Below are 24,417 nucleotides of genomic sequence, written 5' to 3'. Positions count from 1 at the left end.
CCTACTGGTAACATTGAGTCGCATCGGAATTGGCGTTCCTGCTAATTTTGTACCTTTGTGGCCATTACACAACATCACATGCACGTATATTTTGATAATGCAGCGACCACCCGTCTCGACCCGGAGGTGCTGGAAGCCATGCTCCCGCTGATGACCGAGGAGTTTGGCAATCCGTCGTCGATTCACTCCCACGGACGGAAAGTTCGGACGGCGTTGGAAAGGGCCCGAAAAACCGTCGCAACGCTGCTTCATACCTCTCCCGCCGAAATTTTCTTTACGTCCGGTGGCACTGAAGCCGATAACACCGCCATCCGCAGTTCCATCGAGACCTACGGACTGACCCACGCCATTACCTCCCCGCTCGAACACCATGCCGTTCTTCATACGCTCCAGCACCTTGATAAACAGGGTATTGTTCAATTAAATCTGGTGGAGGTAGACGACGAAGGACGCATCGATCTGGCGCATCTGGAAGCCTTGCTGAAGGCCAATCCGACTACACTGGTGTCGCTGATGCACGGCAATAACGAGATCGGTAACCTGCTCGATCTGGAAACCGTGGGTGCTCTCTGCCGGGAACACCAGGCGGTTTTTCATTCCGATACGGTGCAGACAATGGGCCACTATCGCCATGATTTACAGCAGCTTCCGGTCGATTTTGTGGTGGGTGCCGCTCATAAATTTCACGGCCCGAAAGGCGTCGGGTTTCTGTACGTCAATGCCAACACCAAATCCGGTCGTGGGGCTATTCACCCCTTCATTCACGGCGGTTCGCAGGAGCGCAACATGCGCGGAGGAACGGAAAACGTCTACGGGATTGTGGGCCTGGCCAAGGCGCTGGAGATAGCCTACCGCGAGATGGAAAGCCACCGGCAATACATTGAAAGTCTGAAGAACCGGATGATCACCCAACTCCGCGAACGGCTGGACGGCGTCTCTTTCAATGGGCTGTCGGCGAGCCTGTCCGAGAGTTTGTACACGGTTTTGAACGTTAGCCTGCCCGCGTCGGATATGAGCGATATGCTGCTCTTCAACCTCGATATTGCGGGTATTTCGGCTTCGGGTGGGAGTGCCTGCACGAGTGGTTCCAACCTCGGCTCCCACGTTCTGTCGGCGCTGCCCGGCAACGATCCGGAACGCGGAGCCATCCGGTTTTCTTTCAGTAAATACAACACGGCCGAAGAAGTCGACTATGTGGTCAATACGCTGGTTGGCCTGTTCAAACGCGAACAGGAAGCCGTGAAATAACGGACAGCGGGATTGTCCCCGTTCTGCATTTCCCACTAAACGAATCCCGGAATAGACCGCCATCCGGCGGTCTATTTTTTACAGTAACTGACTGCCCTGAATGACGGAAAAACCGCTGGTTTGAATTCCCTGCGAATAATCCGATTTGCAATCTTTCGCGAAATCATGAATGGCGTTCAGGAACGGTTTATCATCGCCAAACCAGTCGAACCAAAAACCGGGTTTTTCCAGAAAACGTTTTAACACAAACCGCAGCATGTACCGCAAGGGTTGGTCGCCATACCGCGGATCATATTTGGAGGAAACACTGCGCTTCATGAACTGGGGAGAATACACATCCTGATTATCCATGTATGCATAGACAATGCTTCCTAAAGTTTCGACCGGCGTCACCACAACGGCGACGTTATCTTTCAGGTTTTCGCTCGCCAGCAACTGAAGCAGGCTATCATAACCGGCCTTGATCCGCTCCAGTAGCAGACTGGCCGATTCCGGTTCTTTCATCCATTTTTCGCATTTAACCGGTGCCAGAATAACCAGTTTTTTGTCTTTTAACTCCTTGTAGGCTTCCTGAAAAATGCTGTGGATGTTGGTCGTTCCATTTTTCTTTTTTTCCAGCTGGTTGCGCTCCTTGTGGAACGACCACGGAAAGGCCGAATTGCCTTCAATCATCAAAGCGGGCGTATCAATGGTGATCAGCGTAACGGCACATTCCCGAATTCGGTTGATGACTTCTTTGGAATTATCCAGAATCTGCTCGCCGGGATAATCCCGCAGCACCAATTGCATTTTCGGTTTTTTATTTTTCTGACCCAGGTTAAACCGGTATCCGATGTCGGAATGATGGGTATCCAGCCGGTTCGGGCTTCGTTTGCTGTTTTGGCGGAGGTTTAAAAGAGCACCTACATCAACGATGCTGCTTTTTTTAAAGGTAGTTTTGGACTTCTTACTATCAATGCCAAATTTAAATTCATACCGGGGTTTAGGCTTCACTTTTTCCTCCGGAATGGTTGTCGGCTGTACCACATCTGCGTTATTCAGTGGCATTTGCGTAATGCTGTTAAAGGCACTCTGTAGGTTAGAAACCTGCTGGTCCAGCAACACATCGGCATCCGCTACCGGTTTAATTTCGAGACCGCTAGCTTCTCCAATAACCTGCGCTAATTGACTATAAATTGAAGAAAGTAAACTGGTTTTTCCGGCCCGTGCCGTGCCCAGAACCGTAATGTTAAATTCTGCATTCATAATCGTTAATTTTCGAATGTTAAAATGGATTTGTTTATCGTACCGAGCCGTTCCGTTACCTCGATCCATTGCCACCGTAAACCGTTGTTAACAGACAGCTCCTGAAATGTTTCCGGCCAGACCTTTGCGCGGTTTTCGATGTAAAACGATTGCCATTCATCGATGGCATTTTCCGAGCGCAACACCTTGTCCACAAACTGCTCGATGGTAGCAAAAATGGCGTGGTTGATCTCGATCGGCCAGTGTATCAACTCGCCTTTTAAATTCTCCAGAACAATTTTGTGCATGGCCGTCAGCAGGTCATGAATTTCTTTCGCCGACGGTTTGACGCTCAATTCCACAATGCCCGTATCCGGTGCCAGATAATCGAGGTGTCGGCGGAGCCGGTAATAGAAAAATCCCTGGTACGAGAGCTGAAAGTCAATCAGCATTTCAAAAGCGGGGTGCAACGCCGGATACTGCTCGCCCAATAGTTTGACCACATCCTTGAAAAAAGCCGTTCCGGTGGCTGCACTCAGCTGATTCAAGCGCCCCTGAAACTCATTTTTAAGGACATCGGCAAGCTGGATTTTAACCGATTCAACCGATTTGCTCAGTCCTTCTTCCAGGCTCTCGAAATGCCGGGTAAGGTGCGTCCGGTTGTAATTCAGGTAATATTCGCAGGCCGATTTATAGCCCCCGAGCAAGTTTCGGGTGTCCTCGATTTCTTCCAGACTGGGTATGCCGGAGTCGGCATACGCATTTTCCTGCGCCCGCGCGACGTAATCCTGAAAAACCGCATCGGGAATTTCGCGTTTGTCGCGCAAGTCTTTCGTTAGTTGCTCAAAACCGCTGTATACTTTTTTGACGACATCCTTAAACAAGCGATTGAAGCTGTTGAAACTAAAAGGGGTAGATTCCGAAACGACGCCGAGAGCCTCTTTCGCCTTCTGCGCTTCCGTCTTGATCTGGCCGTGTAAAACCCGCAAGCGATCGTACAACGAATTGATATACACCTGATCAATTTTCTCGATATTTTGGGTCAGGTAATCCAGCACTTCCTGAAGGATGATTTCGCTCACCTCTTCGCTGTCCGAACAGTCGGCGATGACTTCACCGGCAAACTTCATTTGCTCCGATTTTTCCCGAATAAGCCGTTCGCAATTTCGAACATTGTCTTCATTTGGTGAGGACGAACGCACGCGGTTCATGACCAGAAACGACCAGCGTTCCAGATCCAGTTCGGGTAACAGACTCCGCAGCGTATCGTACAAATCAACTTCCTGTGGTTTCCAGACTTCCCCTAAAGCCGACGGTTTTTTAACAAACAGAATGATATCGACGTCGTTATTCAAGGTATTCCCGAGCCAGTTTTCGGCCACAATACCGGTATCGCCCAGCCCCGGAATATCCACAAACGCCAAATCGCCGACGTTGTCGTGGGGGAATGTACAGACGACGCGCGCTTCCCGAACCGCCAGATAATTGTAAAAGATTCTTTTGCCGCTCGTATCCTCCTGCGCCACGTATTCCCGCACATTGTTGATTGGCACGTAACGGGGTGAGGTTCTGGACAGTAGCGGTTTGTAATTGCCTAATTGATTTTTGTATAATTCCAGTTGCGCATATTTGATTTTGGCACTCAAACTCTGCTGTTTTTCCGCCGGAAGCGGTGGCAGGGGTTGGTGCTCAAACTCCTCCAAAGTAGTCGGTTGTTGCACAGAATCAAGAAGTTCCGAGTAATACGGAGCGATGACTTCCTTCACAAATTCGTTCTTCGTATAGAACTCAATCTCGCCGTGCGGTTCCACCAGCGGACTATGGATAATGGTACTTCGGGTCCCGGTGCAATGACCGAACGGACCCGCCGGAATAGCGCTGTCATCTAATCCGGAAAGACTGCGCAACAGCTGGCTCTTGCCTTGTCGAGCCAACCCAACCGCTCCGATATTGAGGGTTTTTCGGGCGAAACGGGAATAATACCGGGCCACGTTTTTCTCCTCTATTTCAACCCGTTGCCGAAGGCCCGGAAGATCAATCGTGGAAAGACGGTATCGAATGGTTTCGTTATCCGTGGAATGATAGATCTCCGTGCGCCTTTCCTCCATCACTTCGATAGTCGCCTTCAACGAGTTGAAAACCTGTCTGATATTATTCAATTTTTTCGCAACAGACTGCCGTTTGGCGACAATGGCACCTACCCGCTGTTCCCGTTTTTCCTGGATTAAAATAGAGGTCATTAATCGATTATGATTTGGGTTAAATAGACACGTTTCGGACTAAAAGTTGGACAGAGAAAATAGTGAAAATCAGGGAAATAAATAGAAGATTTTAAATAGAAAAACGCTTCAGCTAATGGTATTTCTAAGTATTTACCCGACAATAGTTACTAATTTCGCCGGGAAAGTTACTTAGGATATTTGACTAAACAATGCTGTATTAATTATTTTTCATGTATTTTTTAATTTAATATCTTAGGTCAATAGGATGTCTGATAATATACCGGCCTTCTACTCACTTTATCTTTTTCATTACGTTTGAACACGCAACACCTGTTGCCATTCGAGCTTGAGTTGTAGCATCGGCCGCCAGATTGGCTGACCGTCAAAGGCTTCGGGCGGGAGTCGGAGGCAACTCGACGAATCGATCAAAAAGGCGGACAATACCTCATAGCCGTCCTGAACATATAGGTTCAACAACTCCAAAACCGCACCGATCGAAGGCTGCGATAGCCGAAGCTGGAGATACCCCGTTGCCGGATGCATGATGGTTGCGCAGATGGTCGGGTCCATATAGCTGATTTAATTTATAAATACACGGTTCTAAAGTCGATCTTCAACTATTTTCATTAACTGTTGGGCAAAACAGCTGGCGTTTTGGCGGAAATCGTATTTACTGGTTATTTTTTGGAAGGGCAAGTGAATACTACACCGGAATATCTCAATTTGGCGCGCTGAACTTTTCCCAATCCACGACTAAATCAGACCCATCGGTTGAAAAATCAACGCGTATTTAGTGAATAATTCCCTAACGCTATTACATATACGTCAATAGGATATTTTCCGAACAGTTTGCAAAAACCATCCGAGTGAATAGGCTGAAAGTAAAATTGTGTTACGTCACGCGGGTTGTTGGAAACGTTCAGGGGTTATCCCGAATAAAATGGTGAAAAAAACGCAAGCAATGGAACCTTGGAAGCGTCCTGGAATGGATTCGGGACTTTAGGCACAAACGAAAAACCGTTCTGCCAGGCGAGGAGAGTTGAAGAATTCATTTAAGTTCTACACGTTAAGTACTAAGGGTTATGAAAGCGAATGTATTAAATCGTACTTAAATACTCAGGAGAAATAACTATATATTTTTCTTTATTTATTATATGGCTATTATCAGACCTTTTTATTCTAATAAATGCAGAGTGTTTCATTTTTTAGAAAGCCGCTTGCCCTGTGTTTTTGCTCTGCCTTTGGCCGCAACTTCCCTAAAGCGATATTCTCACAATGATTTTTTTTCAAACTTGATTCGGAGTCAAAGGCCTCAGATTTTCGAAATCACCATCTTTTATACTAATTTGCTCATTGCCTACGTGGGATTAAAAAACTGAAAATTGAAACAATGCAATATCTGGTAAGAAGAAGGAAGTTAAATATCCACACTGGTTTTTACAATAGCTTATCAATAGCTTGCTTTTCATTGAGGACTAATTAGTCAAATATCAGACATTAAATCCACTCTATATTTTTTCTTCACGTGCGATTAACTCACTTTAGTCTGCAAAAATTTACCTTCTGAGAGCGCAGAAATAAACTTCTGCCTGCTTCGACCGGTTATAGTTACACAAGAATGCGCAACCTGAATCAAGTCCAAATGGAATCTCGAATCTGTCTGCTCACCGGTGCCAATTCGGGCATTGGGCGAGTAACGGCTTTGGAACTGGCCCGAAAAGGATTCGATATCGTCATGCTTTGCCGGGATCTGAAGAAAGCCCGACCGGTTCAGCAGGAAATCAAACGCGTTAGTAAAACCGGTCAGGTCGACTTGTTGTGGTGCGATCTGGCGGTGCAGACGTCGGTAATTCAGGCCGCCCACGAGGTGACGGGTCGTTACGATCGTCTCGATGTCCTGATCAATAATGCCGGATTATACATTGAAAAGGAACAGTATACACCCGAAGGCATTGAGCTGACGTTTGCCACCAATCACCTCGGCGCTTTTCTCCTGACCAATCTCCTGACCGGTTTACTTCAGAAAGGCACCCATGCCCGCGTAATCACGGTTTCATCCGAAGCGCACCGATGGGATAGCGGTTTTATCATCGACGAGTTACCCAAACCGGCACACTATGACGGGATGAAAGCGTACGGTGCCTCCAAACTCTGCAATATTCTGTTTGCCAGAGAATTGGCGGATCGTTTGGCCGGTTACGGTATCACGTCGAACAGCGTTCATCCGGGCCTTGTGAAAACCAGTTTTGCAAAGAATTACAGTAATCTGCAGGGATTGCTTTTCAACATGATGCGCCCCTTTTTCATCAGTTCGGAAAAAGGGGCGGAAACCTCCATTTATTTGGCCTCTTCGCCCGAAGTCGACCAGGTAACGGGCCTGTATTTTGCCAAATGTCGCCCGAAAGTGCCCAGTGCGGCTGCCCAGAGTAAATACTATGCCAGCCAGCTCTGGACACTCAGTGAAAATCTGACCCAACTACAACAACATCAGGTTGCGTTTTAAAGCGGTTTTGCGTGGAATAAAGCCTGATCCAGGTCTGCAATCAGATCGTCGGCGTGTTCGAGACCGATCGACATGCGGAGCAGATTCTGGGGTGTCGTCGTATTCGGTCCTTCGACCGACGCCCGGTGTTCGATCAGGCTTTCGATGCCACCGAGGCTCGTTGCCCGGGTAAAAATCCGGACCTGGCCCGCAACCCGTACGGCAGCTTCGGCACCATCCCGGATTTGTACCGAAAGCATGGCTCCACAGAGCAGCATCTGCTTTTGTGCGATGGCAAAACCGGGGTGACTTTCCAGACCCGGATAATGCACCACCTCGACCGCCGGGTGCCGACTTAGAAATTCGGCTACGGCCCTGGCCGTAGCGGATTGTGTTTTGACGCGGGTAGCCAGCGTTTTAATCCCGCGCAGCAACAACCAGGAGTCGAATGGAGCTGCAACGGCCCCCCCGATAAGCTGATACCGCCGAACCCGATGGTACAACTCGTTATCCTCTCTAAAAATCAGCGTTCCACTCAGTACGTCACTGTGACCGCCAATGTATTTGGTGGTGGAATGCATCACCACGTCGCAACCCAGATCGAGCGGGCGTTGCAGAATGGGGGTTGCCCAGGTGTTATCGCAGGCACACCACGCTCCGGCTTCGTGCGCCAGATCCGCAATCGCCTGAATATCCGCAATTTTTAACAAGGGATTGGATGGCGTTTCGATCCAGATCAGGCGGGTATTTTCGTGAATGGAACTGCGAACAGCCTCCAGATTGGTCATATCAACCCGGGTGTAGGTGAGCCCCCACGGATGGAAAAGCTCTTCCAGCAAGGCCGGTGTTCCGTGGTAGGCATCGTCGCCGATAAGGACGTGATCGCCCGGCCGGAGCGCGAGCAGCAAGGTCAGTGTGGCAGCCTGGCCGGAACTAAATGCCAGTCCGGCAAAACCGCCTTCGAGTTGAGCCAGCGCGGTTTCGAGCGCATTTCGGTTGGGATTACTGGTGCGGGCATACACATGTCCGTGTGGGAACGACCCGTCGGCGTCGCGTTCAAACGTGGTGCTGAGGGTAATGGGCGGGGCTACTGCCCCGGCATTGGCATCGTCCGGGCGGTTTTGGTAAATGGCGAGTGTTTCAGGATGCATCGGATTATCGGATTATAAACAAAAATACGGTTAGTTTAAGAGCCGTTTATCGTTTAGGGTGTATAGTTATCTTACAACCTCACGGTTAAGATTTTAAAACGACGAACCATACACCATAAACGTTACACAGCATGATCAAAGCAGAAGGTATGCTCCGTGAAGGGGCATTGAAAGATAAAACAATTATTGTAACGGGGGGCGGCACGGGGCTCGGAAAATCGATGGCGCGCTATTTTTTACAACTGGGAGCCAACCTCGTCATTTGCAGCCGAAAATTACCGGTTCTGGAAGCCACTGCGGCCGAATTGATGGACGAAACCGGTGGGCAGGTATTGCCACTGGCGTGCGACGTTCGGAATCCACCGGAGATTGAAGCGGTTATTGCCCAGACCATCGGGCGGTTTGGCCGGATCGACAGCCTGCTGAACAATTCGGCCGGAAATTTCATCAGCCCGACCGAGCGTTTATCGTACAAGGCCTTCGATGTCGTGGTGGATATTGTATTGAAGGGAACGTATTATTTTACGCTGGCAGTCGGAAAATACTGGATTGAAAACAAGATACCGGGAACGGTTTTAAACATTTCAACGACTTATGCCACAACGGGTTCCGGCTATGTAGTACCGTCGGCTGTGGCCAAAGGGGGAGCGCTGATTCTGGTTAAATCGCTGGCAGCTGAGTGGGCCAAATACGGTATTCGCCTGAATGCACTTGCACCGGGGCCGTTTCCGACCAAGGGTGCCTGGGACCGGCTTTTTCCGGAACCGCTGGTGAAAATGATGGACCCAACCAGCCGGATACCGCTCAGGCGTGTGGGTGATCATCAGGAACTGGCAAACATAGCGGCTTATCTGTTGTCCGATTATTCGTCGTTCGTTACCGGCGAATGCATGACGATCGATGGGGGGGAGGTACTTTCGGCGGGTGAATTTAATCACCTGGAAAATGTAACTTCGGAGCAATGGGATGAAATCGGGCAGGCCATCAAGCTGGCGAATCGACCAGCGAAAGAGGGATAGAACGCAAAACCGCTGACAGAGTTTCCGACCGTATCGACGGCCCGCGCTGTCAGCGGCTAACGCTACTATTTATTTCCTGGCCAGGTAGAAGAAATCCAGACTACCGGCCGGGGTGTTCGTCTGAATGTAATCTTTGTAATGGATCTGGGCCGCCAGACCATCCTGTTGCAATAACTTGTTGCGATTCAGGCGGTTTAGTAAATCGTAAGGTACCTGGAGCATCCAGCGGGGCAGTCGGTGTTGCAGATCAAAGATGTCATATCGCGTAATTCGCTCGACGGATTTTTTGTTCTGATCGTAGTATTCCATCACTTTCCCATTGCCGTGAATGCCCCGGGTTTCGATGGTCGGAAAATACCGCCCGATCAGATTTTTCAGTTCATCGGCTGTATATTCCCGAACATGCCACGGATTACGCGTTAGTGAAAACAGACGGTTTACGGTCGTGAGCAGCAATTTTCCGCCGGGTTTTAACACCCGATACGCTTCTTTGATGAACAAATCGTCGTTCTGAATGTGTTCAATTACCTGAAAGGTAACGATATAATCGAAGGTATTGTCGGCCAAACCGCTTAGGGGTGGAATATTGGCCTGAATAAACGTAGATTGCTGGTATTCCTGACGGAGTGATTGAATCAGGGCTTCATTTTTGTCAATACCGGTATAATGGTCAGCCGCCTGCGTCAGCAATTCCAGTCCGCGACCCCAGCCGCAGCCAATTTCCAGCACGTTGCCGCTTACCATTTTGGCGGCTTCAACATACGGAAACAACAGTCGCTGGTGAACCGGGTTGTCGGAAGCAATTTCGGCTGAGGTAATTTCAGTGGTTTTATACATAGACTGTGATAATTATGATTGAGATGATGTTGATGATTAAATGATAACAACGTTTTAATCACCGTAATCATAAGAATCACCTTAATCATAGTTCTTTTTCCGTAAAGTTACTTCATTTGCAGAAGCTTTGAAAAAACGAATTGCATTTGACGGTATTGGGTGTTTTGTTCGTTTTAAAGTTGAACAGCATAAAATCAGTATGAGAATAGCAATTATCTTACTCTGTGCGGCTTTACTTGGGGCCTGTGCTTCCGGAAAACGGAGTAAACTGGCTGAGAACAATACCCGCCAAACCGACCGCCCGGCTGATCGATCGGACCGGGCTGCATCCCGGACGAGTCCATCGTCGACTCCACCGCCTGCCCAGCCAGCTCAGTCTACCTGGCGGGTCGCTTCGACCAAAGCCCGGTTTTTGGGAAAAGATTCAACGTCCATCCGGGTGTATTTGAACGTGACAGTCCGGAAAGGCAGTGAACATGCCTCCGTCGACGATTTTACTTCCCGGTTTATGCTCAATTACGTCATTTATCCGGATTACAACAGCCGGGAGCGGTTGGGCTACGGCAACATTCCGCTGACGGCGGAGTCGGTTATTCGGGAACCTTCGGCGGAATCGGGCGATGTGTTGACCATCTTTTTTGATGTCAAAAAACCGGCCAATGCGATCAATGGGGTCATGCTGGCCGAAATCACCGAAATCAGCAGTGGCCGGAAAGTGCTGAACGACATGCCCATCCGGTTTAAGGCGACCAAGCTCAGCGACCGGTTTGCTTTTTTCGATCCGAAAACCAACCTGCCTCAGCAACAGCATTTTGTGAATACCGGCGATACGATTGTCGTTCGGGATGTGTTGGGTTCGGTTTCAAAATCATTGCATTTGTATCGTTACGAGCACGATTTTGATCCCGCGCAATCGCCGATGAATACCACTCCCCGGCCCGCAGCAAAAGTTCTCGGCCTGGATTCGGCCATGACGGTGATGACGAACCAGCCGTTTTCGTTGCCCAAGGAAGGATTGTATTATTTTCTGGAAGATACTGCCGACGCTTATGGCATGGGCCTGGTGGTGGCCGACAACCGGTTCCCGAAAATAACCCGACCCGAAAAATTGATCAAGCCGATTCTGTATGTGAGTACCAACACCGAAATTACCACCCTGAATAACGCTCCGGACTTTAAGAAAGCCCTCGACCGGTATTGGTTGACGTTGATGGCCGGTGATCAGAATCTGGCGAAAAGTGCCATTAAAGCCTATTACGGTCGGGTCGAAGATGCCAACCGGCTTTTTACAACGTATAAAGAAGGGTGGAAAACCGACAAAGGTATGATTTACATTGTGCTGGGACCGCCCGACCGGGTGCAGCGCAGCCGCGACCGTGAGGTCTGGGTGTATAACCAGCGGGCCAATGTGTCCGAAATAAATTTTACATTTAATCGAAAACCTAATCAATTTGTTGAGGATCACTATGAACTGGTGCGATATGTTGAATATCAACCGGTCTGGTATCCCGTAGTCGAAGCATGGAGAACCGGCGCAATTCGCGAATAAATACGTATCATACTCCCAAACCCAAACAATACTCCAGCGAGGAGATGGTGTTTGGTATTCAATCTGTTACCGAAATTTTGCGTTCCGGGAAGGATATCGATCGCCTTTATCTGGTGAAAGAAGGCAGTTTTCCCGAAATTCAACAACTCGCTTTCGAACGGCGCGTTACAATCCAGCGGGTTCCACCCGAGAAGCTGGATCGGATTACCCGAAAAAATCACCAGGGCGCGATTTGCTTCGTTTCCTCGATTTTTTACGCCAAACTTTCCAACGTCATTGTTGGTGTTTACGAAAAAGGCCACGTGCCGCTGTTGCTGGTGCTGGACCGGATTACCGATGTCCGTAACTTTGGCGCCATCGCCCGCACGGCCGAATGTGCGGGTGTGCAGGGAATTGTGATTCCGGCCCGGGGAGCGGCTCTGATCAATGCTGATGCCATGAAAACCTCGTCGGGGGCGTTGAGCCACTTGCCGGTTTGTCGCGAGACCAACTTGGAAGAGACGGTTAAATACCTCAAAGATTCCGGAATCAAGGTCATCGCGTGCACCGAAAAAACCGACCATTACCTCTACGATGTCGATATGTCGGGACCAACGGCCATTATCATGGGTTCGGAAGATGATGGGATTTCCGATGAACTTCTGCGGCTGGCCGATCACCACGCCCGGATTCCGCTGGTGGGGCAGGTCGAATCGCTGAATGTTTCCGTTGCCACGGGGGTGGTATTGTACGAAGCCGTCCGGCAGCGGATTTTTAGCGATAATGAGCCGCCGGTTGATGAAGGGTTTTAATCCTTATTGCCACTTTTGATCAGGCTTTTTACCGGGTGCCGGTATTTCCAAAAAGTACGTCGATTTTTCACCTAAAATTGTTGTTGAAGTGGCGACGAGACCTCATAAAAAAGGAGCTTCTGTCAGTAGAAGCTCCTTTTTTATGCAGGTATACGAATTAAGTGGTTTTCTTACCGGCTGCTTTCTTCGCCGGTGCTTTTTTGGCACCACCATCCAGTGAGTTGATCCAGGCGGCAATTTTCAACGCTTCGTCTTTCGGAACGTTTTTCAAGGCAGCCATCGGCGGGTAACCCGGCCAATGTTCCGGTTTGGGTTCATAAATCAGTTCGACAATCTGAGCATCGGTATATTTCTTCTTTGCAACCTCTTTATACGGAGGACCAACCAGACGGGTGTCCGGATTGTGGCAGGCCAGACAGATGTTTTTCTGGAGTAATGCTTTAACGTCCTCGGGGATTACGGTCTGAGCCTGCGCTTTGTTGGCGAAAATGCCTGCGGTCAGGGCTACCGCAATGAGAATTCCAAACGTTCTTTTCATGTAATGTCGATTAAAAGCTTGTAAGTTAAGATGACCAACGAGTATTGGACTGGCAAAGTTAAAAAGCTGCTTTAAAATACACCAACACTCTACCGGCTTTTTCCTGATCTGCATCCCTATGACAATTGATATTCAGGAAAGTTTAATTTCTCCCAAATAAAAAAGAAGAGAGAACGGTTTTTTGATAAAAATGTCGCGTGCAGGCACAACCGTATTCCAAAATTTCGATTTAAACCGTCCAGATTACCCGCAATACGCGCGAGCGGACGCCGATGATCTGGAAAAACTCCAGCCAGTGCAATTGCTGCGCACCCAGATGATCGGTCGGCGATTTTACCTCGATGAACTCATACTCACCTTGTTCATTCCAGATCAGCAAATCCGGAAAACCGCGCGTATTTTCGCGTAAATTCCGGGACATCTCCAGCAAAATTAATCCAAGTTGCGCCGGTTCCAGCAAATCAGCCATCTGAAGATTCAGACTGAGCAGTTCTTCATTCCAGTCAACCAGTACGTTGGTGATGCCGTATTTTTCGAAGAAAACCGTTTCTATGTGCTTTTTCCAATCGTCCCGGGTTTTCAAATCGGCCAGACGCTTTTTCAGTAATTCTTCCCGTTTCAGGTAAAAATCGGGGAGGTAGAAATCGGAAGGAGACCGCTGCAACGGATGATGAATGGCCTGCACATTGGCGTCGTAGATGATGTCCCAAAATACCAGTCCGAAAAGCCCGCGCCACGGATAATTCTCGGTAAAAGCCGCTTCCCAACCGGTTTCCAGAAAGTGATTCATGACACCTGCTTCGACATGATGCCGGTAAATTGCGGGAATTCCGACGCTTTCGGCATCGGACAAAAACCGGGTCGTTGCTTTACGCGAACGTTTTTTCTCGCCGGCACTCAGCATCTTCTCCCGGAAATCATTCGCAAAATACCGCTCGTCGGCGTTCTGCGGATTGAGGGCAATTTCGTCGCATAAGGCCAGAGCTTCCTCCGTAAGCCCTGAGCGAAACAGCAACCGAACACGCCGTTCGCGGGCGGGAACCCGATCGGTCAGCGAATATACCTGCATGGCTTGCTCGGGCATTTTCTGGCGTTCCAGAAAACCGCCGACGTGTGTGACCAGTTTGGCATAACCCGGCAGCGCAATCTCACTCAGTTCGGGCTTGGTTTCGTCCCAGTTCATGAACCAGTTGAAAACATCTTCGGGCGGAGTTACCGAGTCTCTCAATGCGTGAAACTCTTCGTTGGTGAGCGAAATCAGCAATTTGTCCTCAACTTCCTTGCGGTTGGCAAACCGGGCCGTCAGCTTCGATTCGTCGTATCGTTCGAAAGTCACCATGCCCAGATCCCGGATTACAAATTCGGACATATCGCCGGAACGCGTCCCAAAAAACAGGTATTTCAGCATCATGACCTCCGCATCGAAATTGGGTTTGACTACGGTTTCGTGGCGGGTCAGGCTTTCAATAATCCGGCCGAAATCCAGTTCGTGCAGGCTATAGCGGACAATATTTTCCTTTTTTGCCTTCGACAGCGGTTTGATTTCTTCCGGTTCCAACGGTAGCAATTCCAGCAATTCGGGTTTTGTGAAGGTGTTTAATACTTCGTCGCCCAGCACTTCGTGGTGCGGATTCAATCGTTCGATAAAACCGTTAATCAGCAACTCCCCAACTGCCGCCGGGAGGTCGTCGATTTCTTTATACTGGAGTTTCTGAACCCGAAAGAACGTGCCCCGCCGGTTGCTGAATCGCACATACATGCACTGAGCATCCTCGGTCAATTCATTAAACCGGTGGATAAATTCCTTTTCGGCATCATTCAGCAGATGCCCGTACATGCGCCGGACAAAATCAGTCAGGTAGCTGAAATAATCAAGGTAATATTTGGGAGGGAGTTCGATCTGTTGCGGTCTGGTTGCCATATCCTTGAGGAAAAAGCAGAAAAGAAGGGCGGAAAATAGCACTTATCAGGTCCACTCTCTTCCTTTTCTCCCTTTTTTTCAATCCATTTCTACATCTTTACTGTTATAACTAATAACACTTTTTTTCGCTAATATGTCCCCGAAAAGGGTATTGCAGGCACTTACCGATCAACATCTTCTGGATAGTAAACAACGCGCTGTTATTCAGTCGGTTGAAGACAACCGGCTGTTTTCGGTTCACTGGGAATTACGGTCGTTGCTGTATGCCGGTATTTTGCTGTTTACAACGGGAACCGGGCTGCTCATTTACAAATACATTGACCAGATCGGGCACGACCTGCTGATTCTGGCACTGTCTGTGGTTTGTGCGGCTTGTTTTGCGTTTGCCATTCGTTTTCGAGGCTCTTTTTCAACGGCTCGCACCCACAGCCGTTCGCCCTTTGGCGATTACGCCCTGTTGCTGGGCTGCCTGCTTTTTTTGACACTGGAGGGCTATTTACAATATCAATATACGGTTTTTGGGACGCGCTACGGTTTAGTTACCTTCCTGCCGGCCATTCTTTTTGTCAGCCTGGCTTACTTTTTCGATCATCGGGGTGTTTTGGCGATGGGCTTAACGGCCCTGATTTCGTGGATCGGAGTGACGGTTCGGCCGCTGGAATTTTATTTCAGGGGGAACCTGAAAGACATGACCGTTTTGCTCTCGGCCATCGCGCTGAGTCTGGTATTGATGGTGGTTGCGATCGGGCTCGACCGGCAACGGATTAAACGGCATTTCACCATTACAACGCTGACTTTTGCGGGAAATTTGTTGTTGGTAGCGCTGGTTGCCGGACTGTTCAATTTTGAAAACCGGCACCTGGTCTTCTCGCTGGCACTGGCCATAACCTGCGTCGGTTTTGACTGGTATGCCCGGAAAGAACACTCGTTCCTGTTTATTCTGATGAGTACGTTTTACGGCTACATTGGCGTGACCTATCTGGTCTTTCATTATTTGCATTTGCGCGAAGAAGCTACGTATCTCTATTGGATTGTAACCGGTATAGGCATCACAGTTTATCTGTCGAACAGCCGGAAAATCGAATTATCTAAACAGAAAGAATGAAATAAGGTGGGTGATTTTAAATAGAAACCGGTTTTCACTCAATCGCTCATTCGCCCCATCACTCAATCCATGATGAAAGCCTACAACGAAACCTGGGTTCGAAATCGATACATCCTCGATCAGGCCGCGCGCTGGCAGCGTCAGGGTCTGCTCGATGAAGCGAAAATGGAGCTGATTCGGGCGAAATTTCCGGTCGGCTTTCGCGATTCCAACGGTTTTATCGAAATCGGGCTTTTCGTCTTTTCGATCGTTGCCATCAGTGGAAGTTATTTTTTGCTGGCTACATTTCTATCCCGCTTATTCGACGTCGATCTGTTCTACCATTTCTTTAATATCGGATTTGGCGCAGGCATCGGATTGCTGGGCGGATACCTAATCAACATCCGTCGATACTACCGTTCCGGCGTTGACAATGCGTTGATTATCGCGGCTGTTGCGCTTGTCTGTGCGGGATTTATTGGCCTATTTCCCAACAATTTACCACTCTGGCAATACTGTCTCATGGGACTGCCTCTGGTGCTGGCGGCCATTTGGTACTACAGTGATCTGCTACTCACCCTGGCGGCTTTTGTCACCCTGGCGACGGCTATTTTCGACGGGATACTGGAGCTTTCCTTTGGCAAACAACTCCTTCCCTTTGTGTTAATGACCGTATCCGCGAGTCTGTATGTGATCGCCCGGCTCTATGAAAACCGGGAAGAGCTGCTCTATTGGCGCGATAATTTTATACTGCTGGAGTGGCTGTCCATCAGCCTGTTACTGATCAGTTGCAACTACTTTGCCGTTCGCGAAATGAATTACTGGCTACTGGATAAACGTCCGGCGGAGGCCCCCGAAATTGCCTGGGCCGGTCTTTTCTGGTTCCTGACATTCAGTATTCCCGGGGTTTTGTTTTACCTGGGACTGCGCCAGAAAGAGCGCCCGCTGCTGATCATGAGTGCCATTGGCTGGGGGCTGGCACTGGCTGCCTGGCGGTATTTTCATCCCTTGTTTTCACTGGAAATCTACCTGGCCATCAATGGCTTGTCGATGCTCATCGGAGCGGTTTTCCTCATCCGGTATCTTCATGTGCCACGGAGCGGTTTTACGGATCAGCCCGACGACGAATCTCCGAAATCATTTCTGCTTTCTACCGAACTATTGTCAACTGTTCAGGCCACGTCGGGTCATCTTGACCCCAAAGATGATCTGCGGTTTGGAGGAGGGGAGTTCGGAGGTGGCGGCAGCGGAGATCGCTATTAAATCCGGTTACAATTAACATGTAACTTTTTAGTTCCTTTTTATAAATTCTTCTATTTCGTTTGCCCTAATTTCCTGTAATTACGTTTCCGATCAGGAATAAGCGTGTATTGCCTAAACGAGAAGAATGAAAAATAAGCAAGTTTGGGGGTTATTTCTCCGCAAACCAACGTTTGGTGAATGGTTGATTTTGGCCATGAGTGCGATGCTGGCCGTTCTTACGATCTATCCCGGTCTTCCTTTCAATGTCTACCGAATTATGAGCGTGGTGTGTTGCTTCGGCTTTTTTCTCCTTTTCTTACGGGAAACCCAGTGCGAAAATCCCCGCTATTTTTACAAGTGGCTTTGGGCATTATTTGGTATTGTAAAGGTCAATGTGAAGTTTGTGGATGGTATTTTCATTCATCAAACCTGGCAACTGTTCGATGTGGTTCTCATCATCGTACTGCTTCGCTCCATTCATACTTACAACGTCGAAAACGACCGAAAACCGCTTTTCTTTGCGCCTTGATCAGTAGTTATACCACTCGCCCCACCAGCGCTGCAATTGCTTGCGAATTTCGTTTTCCCGCGCATTCTGACCCGGTTCGTAGAGTTTCGTTCCCTTCAAATCATCAGGAAGGAAGTTTTGCTGGACAAAATTTCCTTCGAAATCGTGCGCGTACTGGTAATTTTTGCCGTACCCAATCTGCTTCATCAGCTTCGTCGGTGCATTCCGCAGGTGCAGCGGAACCGGTTGGTCGGCGGTTCGTTCGGCGAGCGCCATCGCTTCGCCAATCGCTACGTAACTGGCGTTGCTTTTGGGTGAAGTAGCTAAATAAACCGCTACCTGCGAAAGGACGATCCGGCATTCGGGATAGCCAATTGCCTTAACGGCCTGCATGGCGTTGGTTGCCATGATGATTGCCGTCGGATTGGCGTTGCCAATGTCTTCCGAAGCCAGAATCAGCATCCGTCGGGCGATGAATTCGGGATCTTCACCGGCCACGATCATGCGCGCCATCCAGTACAAGGCTCCGTTGGGATCGCTGCCGCGCAGGGATTTGATGAAGGCCGAAATAATGTCGTAGTGCTGCTCCCCGGATTTGTCATACCGGGCAATCTGTTGTTGGGCAACGGTGGTCACCAGTTCATCGTCGATCGTCATTGCCTGGTTGTCGGGCCGGGACGTTACCACTAACTCCAGCAAATTCAGCAGTTTCCGGCCATCACCTCCCGAAAGCCGCATCAGCGCATCGTAGGATTCAACGGTAATTTTTTTCTCCTTGAGATAACTGTCTTTCTGAAGCGCGTTATCAACCAGTTGCCTGAGTTCGCTGGCGCCGAGTGATTCCAGAATATAAACCTGGCAACGCGATAGCAAGGCCGAGTTGACCTCGAACGACGGGTTTTCGGTCGTGGCGCCGATCAGCGTAATGGTTCCTTTTTCAACCGCGCCGAGCAGCGCATCCTGCTGATTCTTGTTAAACCGGTGAATTTCATCGATAAAAACAATCGGAGGAAACAAACCGGAAGGCCGGCTCAGTACATCACGAACCTCCTTGACGCCGGAACTGATGGCACTCAGGCTGAAAAACGGGCGTTTGGTCGCTTCCGCAATCAGCTGCGCCAGGGTGGTTTTTCCGACGCCCGGTGGTCCCCATAAAATCATTGACGGAATGCGGTTGGATTCGACGGCCCGGCGCAAGGCACTTTTTGGACCAATCAGTTTTTGCTGGCCAATGACGTCGTCGAGGGTACGCGGACGCATGCGTTCGGGTAGGGGCGTGGTAATGGGGTTCATGCAGAATTTGCCGTTTGAAGTTCACTGGTTCTGGTTACAAAGGTAGCCAAGCTTAGTGGGTAAACTTCAAACGGCAAACAATAGTTAACACGCCAGTGAACAGGTCACGTAGCGTTACAATACCACTTTTTCGGGCGAAATGTATTTCTTGAGGTTAGTCAACGCGCCAAAGATCAGGTTATAAACCGATTGGATGTTGATCTGCATCAGCGACGAAATTTCTTCATTGCTCAAATTCTGATAGTAGCGCAGATAAACGGCTTCGCGCTGACGTCGGGGGAGTTTTTCGATGGCTTTGGCCACGCAGGAATTGACGTGATCGTCTTCTTCGTACGAAATCAGCGTCGATTCGTAGGAGGGAGCGCAGCCGGGGAGCCATTCGCGGTCATTTTCAACGTCGTCCTGGCTACTGAATTTCATCTCGGCGTTCAGGTGACGAACCAGTTTCCGCTTGATCGACGCCATGAGATAAAACCGCACCGAAGTGGTCTGGCCGATGGTTTGCCGGTGTTTCCACAACTCGACAAACAGGTCATGAATACAATCTTTGATCAATGCCCGGTCGGCGGTGAAATGGGCGCAGTAGTGATACAGCACCTGAACATATTCCTTGTAAAGCCGGGCGAAAGCTACTTCATCGCCACTCCGGAACTGATCCCAGAGTTGCTCTTCGTCTATACCGGACGGGGTGCGGTAGCGAGGCATAGTTAAGGTTTAGGATGGGTCGAAAGAATGTACTAAGTGTACAGAATGTAAACTTATTAACAAATCTTGGTAATAAAAACAGTCCAGGCATTTTTTTAAAAAATCTTGTATAAATAGGATTATTTTTATTTTGGTATGCTTGCATACGGTTTTATCGACCGTTAGATAACAATTGGCGTAAATCGGAAATTTTCTCCATCGAAGAGGCCTTTGTCGCTCAATTTTAAAGATGGAATCACCAGCAACGCCATGAAGGAGAGGGTCATAAACGGAGAAGTCAGCGTGCTGCCCAGTTCGTTTTTCACAAACCGGTCGATGGCGGTGTATTGTTCGGCTACGGTATATCCGTCGGCGTCCGTCATGAGCCCGGCGATGGGGAGAGGGATAAATTGAGAATCGTTCGCACCGGTTTCCGTCTGGCCGGCGACGGCACTGAGGCCGCCTTTGGCTTCAATGACCAGATTAACCGCCTGAGCAATGCTTTCGTCATCGCAGCCAACGGCAACGATGTTGTGCGAATCGTGGCCGACCGACGACGCTATGGCACCGGTTGTAAGCCCAACGTTTTTGATAAAAGCCACCGCCGGAGCCGAATCCCGGTAGCGATTGACCACGGTTATTTTCAGAATGTCGCGTGCCGGATCAGAAACGATCCGGTTATCAACCCGCTTCGGAGCGGAGGTTAACTTGTTGGTAATTAACTGGCCGTCGAGGCATTCAATAACCTGAAGTTGTCCGCCGGATTCTGCGAGGACTTCAAAATCGACCGGTTTTTTCGGCTGGCAGTTGAACAGATTGACGTGCTCGCTGCGCAAATCCGGCAGTTTCGACACACCGTTTTCGGCCACGATTTCACCATTGATGCATGTTTTCAGAATAGTTAATGCCGAAATCGAATCCACCACGATAAAGTCAGCAGGGTCGCCTTCACGCAGTAAGCCGACCGGTAGACGGTAATGCAACACCGGGTTCAGACAGGCCGCCCGTAGCACGTCGAACGCGTCGTGCCCTTTGGCCAGCGCCCGCTTAACCAGTTGATTGATATGGCCTTCCAGCAGACTATCGGGGTGTTTGTCGTCAGAACAGAACATAATCTTCTCCGGAAAACCGCTCAGCAGCGGAATCAATGCCTCGAAATTCTTGGCTGCGCTGCCCTCGCGAATCAGAATGTTCATGCCCCGCTGCACTTTGTCCAGCCCTTCTTCGTAGGTGAAACATTCGTGGTCGGTGGTCATTCCGGCGTCGATGTATTGCTGCGCGTCGTTGTCCCGCAAACCGGGCGCGTGGCCGTCGATGGGTTTGTTGAACGCCTTCGCCAGGGCAATTTTCGCCATCACGTCCGGGTCCTGCTGCAGGACGCCCGGAAAATTCATCATTTCGGCCAGATAGCCTATTTCCTTTAATCCCAGTAATCTTCTTACATCCCGAACGCCGATGGTGGCTCCGGCGGTTTCGAATGGGGTAGCTGGAACACAGGAAGGCACGCCAAAGCAGAATTTGAACGGAACACGTTTTCCATCGGCAATCATGTATTCCACTCCTTCGACACCTAGCACGTTGCCAATTTCGTGCGGGTCCGAAACCGTGGAGACGGTGCCGTGCACCACCGCCATCCGGGCAAACTGGGCGGGCGTGAGCAAAGAACTTTCAATGTGGACGTGCGCATCGACAAAACCGGGCAGTAAATACGGTTTTTCGGGTTGTTCAGGTCCTAATTCGTCAATTTGATGAATCCGTCCCTGTTCAATGGTCAACTGGCTAAAACGGATGGTGCGGTCGAAGAGATTAAGGAGATTGCCGGAAACTTGCATGTATAGGGAAGAATCTTGATTTTTTTATTTCAATATTAGTGATAATTCACAGACTTTTGTCTCTTGTATTAAATCGGGTTACTGGTTCATCAGCACCCACCGAAATTCCTACTCGAATAACTATGCAACATAAAGTTCTGAAAGTACACCCTGCCGATAATGTAATTGTAGCCCTGCAAAATTTTAAACCGGGTGAACAAATTGATTTTGAGGGTCAAACGTACACGCTGCCCATCGGCGTTGGTATTAAACATAAATTCGTAACCGAAGACCTCCAAACCGGCGACTCGGTAATTATGTACGGGGTACTGGTTGGCAAGGCAACGCAACCGATCAAGCGGGGCGAACCCATCACCACGTTCAACCTGAAACACGATGCCGATCACTACGGCATCGACAAAAAACAACCGTATTCGTGGCAGCCGCCCGATGTGTCGGCCTGGAAAAACCGGACGTTCATGGGCTACCACCGGGCCGACGGCCAGGTGGGAACCGCCAACTACTGGCTCGTGGTGCCGCTGGTTTTCTGCGAAAACCGCAATATCCTGATTTTGAAAGACGCTTTTGAGCGGGAGTTGGGCTATGCTCAATCGGAGATTTACCGCGAACAGGTACACGAATTGCTGCAATTGTATAAAGTGGGTGATCTGGACCGGGTTCACAAAATGGAAGCTTTTCTCGATCCTTCCCAGGTACGAACGCTCGACGAACCGGTTACCAAGCGGCCCTTTAAAAACATAGACGGTATCAAGTTTCTAACCCACGAAATGGGTTGTGGCGGCACTCGCCAGGATTCCGAAGCTTTATGTGGATTGTTTGCCGGTTTTATCAATAACCCCAACGTGGTGGGAGTCACGGTGTTGAGCCTGGGTTGCCAGCATACGCAAACGTCGATGCTGGAAGACGAGGTTCGGAAACGGAATCCGAAATTCAACAAACCGATGCTGATTTTCGAACAGCAGGACGGCACCGAATACGCGATGCTGACCAACGCCATTCGCGAAACGTTCCTGGGGTTGATAGAAGCGAATAAAATCGAACGGAAACCGGCACCCCTGAGCGCGCTGACCGTCGGACTGAAATGTGGCGGTTCGGACGGTTTTTCGGGACTATCGGCCAACCCGGCCATCGGACATTTATCGGATATTCTGGTCACGCTTGGTGCCAAAACCGTGCTGGCGGAGTTTCCGGAGCTGAACGGCGTGGAGCAGGAACTGATCAACCGCTCGACTTCGGACGAAAAAGCCCTGAAGTTCATTCACCTCATGCAGGATTATTCGGCCAAAGCCGAAGCCGTCGGCTCCGGTTTTGACATGAATCCGTCGCCGGGAAACATTCGCGATGGGTTGATTACCGACGCCATCAAGTCGGCGGGAGCGGCCAAAAAAGGCGGAACCTCACCCGTTACGGACGTACTGAATTACACCGAACCGGCAACGACGCCCGGTCTGAATCTGCTTTGTACGCCCGGAAATGACGTGGAAGCAACGACCGGTATGGCAGGTTCGGGCACCAACATCATTCTGTTTACCACCGGTTTAGGAACGCCAACGGGAAATCCGATTTGCCCGGTTGCAAAAATTTCGACCAACACCGCGCTGCTTCGGCGCATGCCCGACGTCATCGATTTCGACTGCGGCCCGATCATCGAAGGTGAACAAACCATTGAGAGCAATGCCGAGGAAATGCTCGAATACGTCATTCGGCTGGCCAGTGGCGAAGTGAAAACCAAAGCCCAGCAACTGGGTCAGGACGATTTTATCCCCTGGAAACGGGGCGTTTCACTTTAATTTTGATTGAGCGGATGAGTGAATAGCTTCGCTGGATGCAAAACTGACGGAGCTATTTACTCAATTACTCATTCGCTCAATCACTCATTCAAAAACCATGTTTAGCTTAAAAGATAAAGTTGCCATCATTACGGGTGGGGCCAGCGGGATCGGGCTGGCGATTTCGCAGACGTTTGCGCAAGCGGGTGCGTTGGTTCACATTCTGGAACTGAATGCCGATCTGGCGAAAACCGTGGCTGAAGACATCAACGCTACGGGTGGACGCGCGTATGCACACGCGGTCGATGTGTCGAATCAGGCGCAGGTAGTTGAGGTGATCGGGCAGATTGCTGCGGGCGGGGCCATCAACATTTTGGTCAACAATGCCGGTATTTCGCACATCGGAACGGTTGAAACCACGACGGAAGCGGATTTCGACCGCGTCTTTACGGTCAACGTTAAAGGCGCTTACAATTGCCTGTATGCCACCATTCCCCATCTGAAAGCCAATGGCGGGGGAGTCGTGCTGAATATGGCGTCGATTGCGGCTACGGTGGGGATTCCCGACCGGTTTGCCTATTCGATGACCAAAGGCGCGGTGGTATCGATGACGTTGTCGGTGGCCAAGGATTACCTGAAACACAACATCCGTTGCAATTGTATTTCGCCCGCGCGGGTTCATACGCCGTTTGTGGACGGTTTTATCGCCAAAACATACCCGGGAAAAGAAGCCGAGATGTTTGCCAAACTGGCCGCTACCCAGCCCATCGGCCGGATGGCAAAACCGGCTGAAATTGCCGCCCTGGCATTGTACCTCTGCTCGGATGAAGCCGGTTTTAACACGGGCTGCGATTATCCAATCGACGGCGGTTTTGTTCGCTTGAATAATTAGAAAAAGAAGGGAGAGGTTAGGCAAGGGAGTAGGGACTGTTTTGCGGAAAGCATTGTGTCTTTACCCGCTTGTCTAACCGCTTGCTCTCAGTATGAAAGCGGGAGTTTCGTAATAGGCAGCGTACTATTACG

The 24,417-nt window shown here is 49.7% G+C and carries 20 protein-coding genes; 10 read left to right on the top strand and 10 right to left on the bottom strand.

Annotated features, from left to right (window positions below; genetic code table 11):
* The first annotated feature begins 78 nt into the window (after positions 1-78).
* On the top strand, positions 79-1,248 hold the full coding sequence (locus EHT25_RS08140) for a cysteine desulfurase family protein (protein WP_124873102.1): 1,170 nt from the start codon (positions 79-81) through the stop codon (positions 1,246-1,248).
* Positions 1,249-1,326: 78 nt separating this feature from the next.
* Here the strand turns inward: EHT25_RS08140 and EHT25_RS08135 are convergent, their stop codons facing one another.
* The 3 genes from EHT25_RS08135 to EHT25_RS08125 all read right to left on the bottom strand — a co-directional run bounded on the left by EHT25_RS08135 (position 1,327) and on the right by EHT25_RS08125 (position 5,264).
* On the bottom strand, positions 1,327-2,493 hold the full coding sequence (locus EHT25_RS08135) for a hypothetical protein (RefSeq protein WP_124873099.1): 1,167 nt from the start codon (positions 2,491-2,493) through the stop codon (positions 1,327-1,329).
* A 5-nt stretch (positions 2,494-2,498) separates the two neighbouring features.
* Positions 2,499-4,712, bottom strand: coding sequence for a hypothetical protein (locus tag EHT25_RS08130; RefSeq protein WP_124873097.1), 2,214 nt, complete (start codon positions 4,710-4,712; stop codon positions 2,499-2,501).
* A gap of 291 nt (positions 4,713-5,003) precedes the next feature.
* On the bottom strand, positions 5,004-5,264 hold the full coding sequence (locus EHT25_RS08125; RefSeq protein ID WP_124873095.1) for a hypothetical protein: 261 nt from the start codon (positions 5,262-5,264) through the stop codon (positions 5,004-5,006).
* Positions 5,265-6,336: 1,072 nt separating this feature from the next.
* Between EHT25_RS08125 and EHT25_RS08120 the strand changes: the two genes are divergently transcribed.
* Positions 6,337-7,197 (top strand): SDR family oxidoreductase, encoded by an 861-nt coding sequence (locus EHT25_RS08120; protein WP_124873093.1) that lies wholly within the window; start codon positions 6,337-6,339, stop codon positions 7,195-7,197.
* Here the strand turns inward: EHT25_RS08120 and EHT25_RS08115 are convergent.
* Positions 7,194-8,327: a trans-sulfuration enzyme family protein gene (locus tag EHT25_RS08115; RefSeq protein ID WP_124873091.1), complete on the bottom strand. Its 1,134-nt coding sequence runs from the start codon at positions 8,325-8,327 to the stop codon at positions 7,194-7,196. The genes EHT25_RS08120 and EHT25_RS08115 overlap by 4 nt on opposite strands.
* Before the next feature lie 131 nt (positions 8,328-8,458).
* Between EHT25_RS08115 and EHT25_RS08110 the strand changes: the two genes are divergently transcribed.
* Entirely contained in the window at positions 8,459-9,346 is an 888-nt protein-coding gene (locus tag EHT25_RS08110; RefSeq protein WP_229311468.1) for an SDR family oxidoreductase, read from the top strand.
* Positions 9,347-9,415: 69 nt separating this feature from the next.
* Here the strand turns inward: EHT25_RS08110 and EHT25_RS08105 are convergent, their stop codons facing one another.
* Positions 9,416-10,183: a class I SAM-dependent methyltransferase gene (locus EHT25_RS08105; protein WP_124873089.1), complete on the bottom strand. Its 768-nt coding sequence runs from the start codon at positions 10,181-10,183 to the stop codon at positions 9,416-9,418.
* 199 nt (positions 10,184-10,382) lie between these two features.
* Between EHT25_RS08105 and EHT25_RS08100 the strand changes: the two genes are divergently transcribed.
* Positions 10,383-11,732 carry a GWxTD domain-containing protein gene (locus EHT25_RS08100; RefSeq protein ID WP_124873087.1) on the top strand — a complete coding sequence of 450 codons (1,350 nt, stop codon included), beginning with the start codon at positions 10,383-10,385 and terminating at the stop codon, positions 11,730-11,732.
* Positions 11,705-12,523, top strand: a complete 819-nt coding sequence (gene rlmB, locus EHT25_RS08095; RefSeq protein ID WP_124873084.1) for a 23S rRNA (guanosine(2251)-2'-O)-methyltransferase RlmB — start codon at positions 11,705-11,707, stop codon at positions 12,521-12,523. Before EHT25_RS08100 ends, rlmB begins: the two co-directional genes overlap by 28 nt.
* A 157-nt stretch (positions 12,524-12,680) precedes the next feature.
* Here the strand turns inward: rlmB and EHT25_RS08090 are convergent, their stop codons facing one another.
* On the bottom strand, positions 12,681-13,061 hold the full coding sequence (locus tag EHT25_RS08090) for a c-type cytochrome (RefSeq protein ID WP_124873082.1): 381 nt from the start codon (positions 13,059-13,061) through the stop codon (positions 12,681-12,683).
* 229 nt (positions 13,062-13,290) lie between these two features.
* Positions 13,291-14,982 carry a VRR-NUC domain-containing protein gene (locus EHT25_RS08085; protein ID WP_124873080.1) on the bottom strand — a complete coding sequence of 564 codons (1,692 nt, stop codon included), beginning with the start codon at positions 14,980-14,982 and terminating at the stop codon, positions 13,291-13,293.
* Positions 14,983-15,115: 133 nt separating this feature from the next.
* On the opposite strand from EHT25_RS08085, the gene EHT25_RS08080 reads away from it, so the two are divergent.
* The 3 genes from EHT25_RS08080 to EHT25_RS08070 all read left to right on the top strand — a co-directional run bounded on the left by EHT25_RS08080 (position 15,116) and on the right by EHT25_RS08070 (position 17,837).
* Positions 15,116-16,087, top strand: coding sequence for a DUF2157 domain-containing protein (locus EHT25_RS08080; protein ID WP_124873077.1), 972 nt, complete (start codon positions 15,116-15,118; stop codon positions 16,085-16,087).
* 69 nt (positions 16,088-16,156) lie between these two features.
* The gene (locus EHT25_RS08075) at positions 16,157-17,329 is read left to right on the top strand and encodes a hypothetical protein (RefSeq protein ID WP_124873075.1); all 1,173 of its coding nucleotides are present in this window, start codon (positions 16,157-16,159) and stop codon (positions 17,327-17,329) included.
* Positions 17,330-17,453: 124 nt separating this feature from the next.
* The gene (locus EHT25_RS08070; protein WP_124873073.1) at positions 17,454-17,837 is read left to right on the top strand and encodes a hypothetical protein; all 384 of its coding nucleotides are present in this window, start codon (positions 17,454-17,456) and stop codon (positions 17,835-17,837) included.
* Here the strand turns inward: EHT25_RS08070 and EHT25_RS08065 are convergent, their stop codons facing one another.
* The 3 genes from EHT25_RS08065 to ade all read right to left on the bottom strand — a co-directional run bounded on the left by EHT25_RS08065 (position 17,838) and on the right by ade (position 21,625).
* Entirely contained in the window at positions 17,838-19,109 is a 1,272-nt protein-coding gene (locus tag EHT25_RS08065; protein WP_124873071.1) for a replication-associated recombination protein A, read from the bottom strand.
* Between the two features lie 114 nt (positions 19,110-19,223).
* Positions 19,224-19,814: an RNA polymerase sigma factor gene (locus EHT25_RS08060; RefSeq protein WP_124873068.1), complete on the bottom strand. Its 591-nt coding sequence runs from the start codon at positions 19,812-19,814 to the stop codon at positions 19,224-19,226.
* A gap of 161 nt (positions 19,815-19,975) precedes the next feature.
* Complete coding sequence (gene ade, locus EHT25_RS08055) at positions 19,976-21,625, bottom strand: adenine deaminase (protein ID WP_124873066.1); 1,650 nt, start codon at positions 21,623-21,625, stop codon at positions 19,976-19,978.
* Positions 21,626-21,747: 122 nt separating this feature from the next.
* Here ade and EHT25_RS08050 point away from each other — a divergent pair, with 122 nt between their 5' ends.
* On the top strand, positions 21,748-23,415 hold the full coding sequence (locus EHT25_RS08050) for a UxaA family hydrolase (RefSeq protein WP_124873063.1): 1,668 nt from the start codon (positions 21,748-21,750) through the stop codon (positions 23,413-23,415).
* Positions 23,416-23,512: 97 nt separating this feature from the next.
* Positions 23,513-24,286 carry an SDR family NAD(P)-dependent oxidoreductase gene (locus tag EHT25_RS08045; protein ID WP_124873061.1) on the top strand — a complete coding sequence of 258 codons (774 nt, stop codon included), beginning with the start codon at positions 23,513-23,515 and terminating at the stop codon, positions 24,284-24,286.
* Positions 24,287-24,417: the final 131 nt, after the last annotated feature.

Origin of the sequence: Larkinella rosea (genome assembly GCF_003858635.1) — a bacterium.
Classification (GTDB): domain Bacteria; phylum Bacteroidota; class Bacteroidia; order Cytophagales; family Spirosomataceae; genus Larkinella; species Larkinella rosea.
The sequence above is the reverse complement of the archived record's forward strand: the minus strand, read 5'-3'. Positions and strand labels throughout refer to the sequence as shown.

Excerpts from the sequence above, each read along its gene's own strand:
- EHT25_RS08130 (WP_124873097.1), bottom strand. The coding sequence starts at position 4,712 with ATGACCTCTATTTTAATCCAGGAAAAACGGGAACAGCGGGTAGGTGCC.
- EHT25_RS08080 (WP_124873077.1), top strand. The coding sequence starts at position 15,116 with ATGTCCCCGAAAAGGGTATTGCAGGCACTTACCGATCAACATCTTCTG.
- EHT25_RS08075 (WP_124873075.1), top strand. The coding sequence starts at position 16,157 with ATGATGAAAGCCTACAACGAAACCTGGGTTCGAAATCGATACATCCTC.
- EHT25_RS08120 (WP_124873093.1), top strand. The coding sequence starts at position 6,337 with ATGGAATCTCGAATCTGTCTGCTCACCGGTGCCAATTCGGGCATTGGG.
- EHT25_RS08090 (WP_124873082.1), bottom strand. The coding sequence starts at position 13,061 with ATGAAAAGAACGTTTGGAATTCTCATTGCGGTAGCCCTGACCGCAGGC.
- EHT25_RS08125 (WP_124873095.1), bottom strand. The coding sequence starts at position 5,264 with ATGGACCCGACCATCTGCGCAACCATCATGCATCCGGCAACGGGGTAT.
- EHT25_RS08100 (WP_124873087.1), top strand. The coding sequence starts at position 10,383 with ATGAGAATAGCAATTATCTTACTCTGTGCGGCTTTACTTGGGGCCTGT.
- EHT25_RS08105 (WP_124873089.1), bottom strand. The coding sequence starts at position 10,183 with ATGTATAAAACCACTGAAATTACCTCAGCCGAAATTGCTTCCGACAAC.
- EHT25_RS08140 (WP_124873102.1), top strand. The coding sequence starts at position 79 with ATGCACGTATATTTTGATAATGCAGCGACCACCCGTCTCGACCCGGAG.
- EHT25_RS08135 (WP_124873099.1), bottom strand. The coding sequence starts at position 2,493 with ATGAATGCAGAATTTAACATTACGGTTCTGGGCACGGCACGGGCCGGA.
- EHT25_RS08070 (WP_124873073.1), top strand. The coding sequence starts at position 17,454 with ATGAAAAATAAGCAAGTTTGGGGGTTATTTCTCCGCAAACCAACGTTT.
- EHT25_RS08065 (WP_124873071.1), bottom strand. The coding sequence starts at position 19,109 with ATGAACCCCATTACCACGCCCCTACCCGAACGCATGCGTCCGCGTACC.
- rlmB (WP_124873084.1), top strand. The coding sequence starts at position 11,705 with ATGGAGAACCGGCGCAATTCGCGAATAAATACGTATCATACTCCCAAA.
- EHT25_RS08110 (WP_229311468.1), top strand. The coding sequence starts at position 8,459 with ATGATCAAAGCAGAAGGTATGCTCCGTGAAGGGGCATTGAAAGATAAA.
- EHT25_RS08115 (WP_124873091.1), bottom strand. The coding sequence starts at position 8,327 with ATGCATCCTGAAACACTCGCCATTTACCAAAACCGCCCGGACGATGCC.
- EHT25_RS08045 (WP_124873061.1), top strand. The coding sequence starts at position 23,513 with ATGTTTAGCTTAAAAGATAAAGTTGCCATCATTACGGGTGGGGCCAGC.
- ade (WP_124873066.1), bottom strand. The coding sequence starts at position 21,625 with ATGCAAGTTTCCGGCAATCTCCTTAATCTCTTCGACCGCACCATCCGT.
- EHT25_RS08050 (WP_124873063.1), top strand. The coding sequence starts at position 21,748 with ATGCAACATAAAGTTCTGAAAGTACACCCTGCCGATAATGTAATTGTA.
- EHT25_RS08060 (WP_124873068.1), bottom strand. The coding sequence starts at position 19,814 with ATGCCTCGCTACCGCACCCCGTCCGGTATAGACGAAGAGCAACTCTGG.
- EHT25_RS08085 (WP_124873080.1), bottom strand. The coding sequence starts at position 14,982 with ATGGCAACCAGACCGCAACAGATCGAACTCCCTCCCAAATATTACCTT.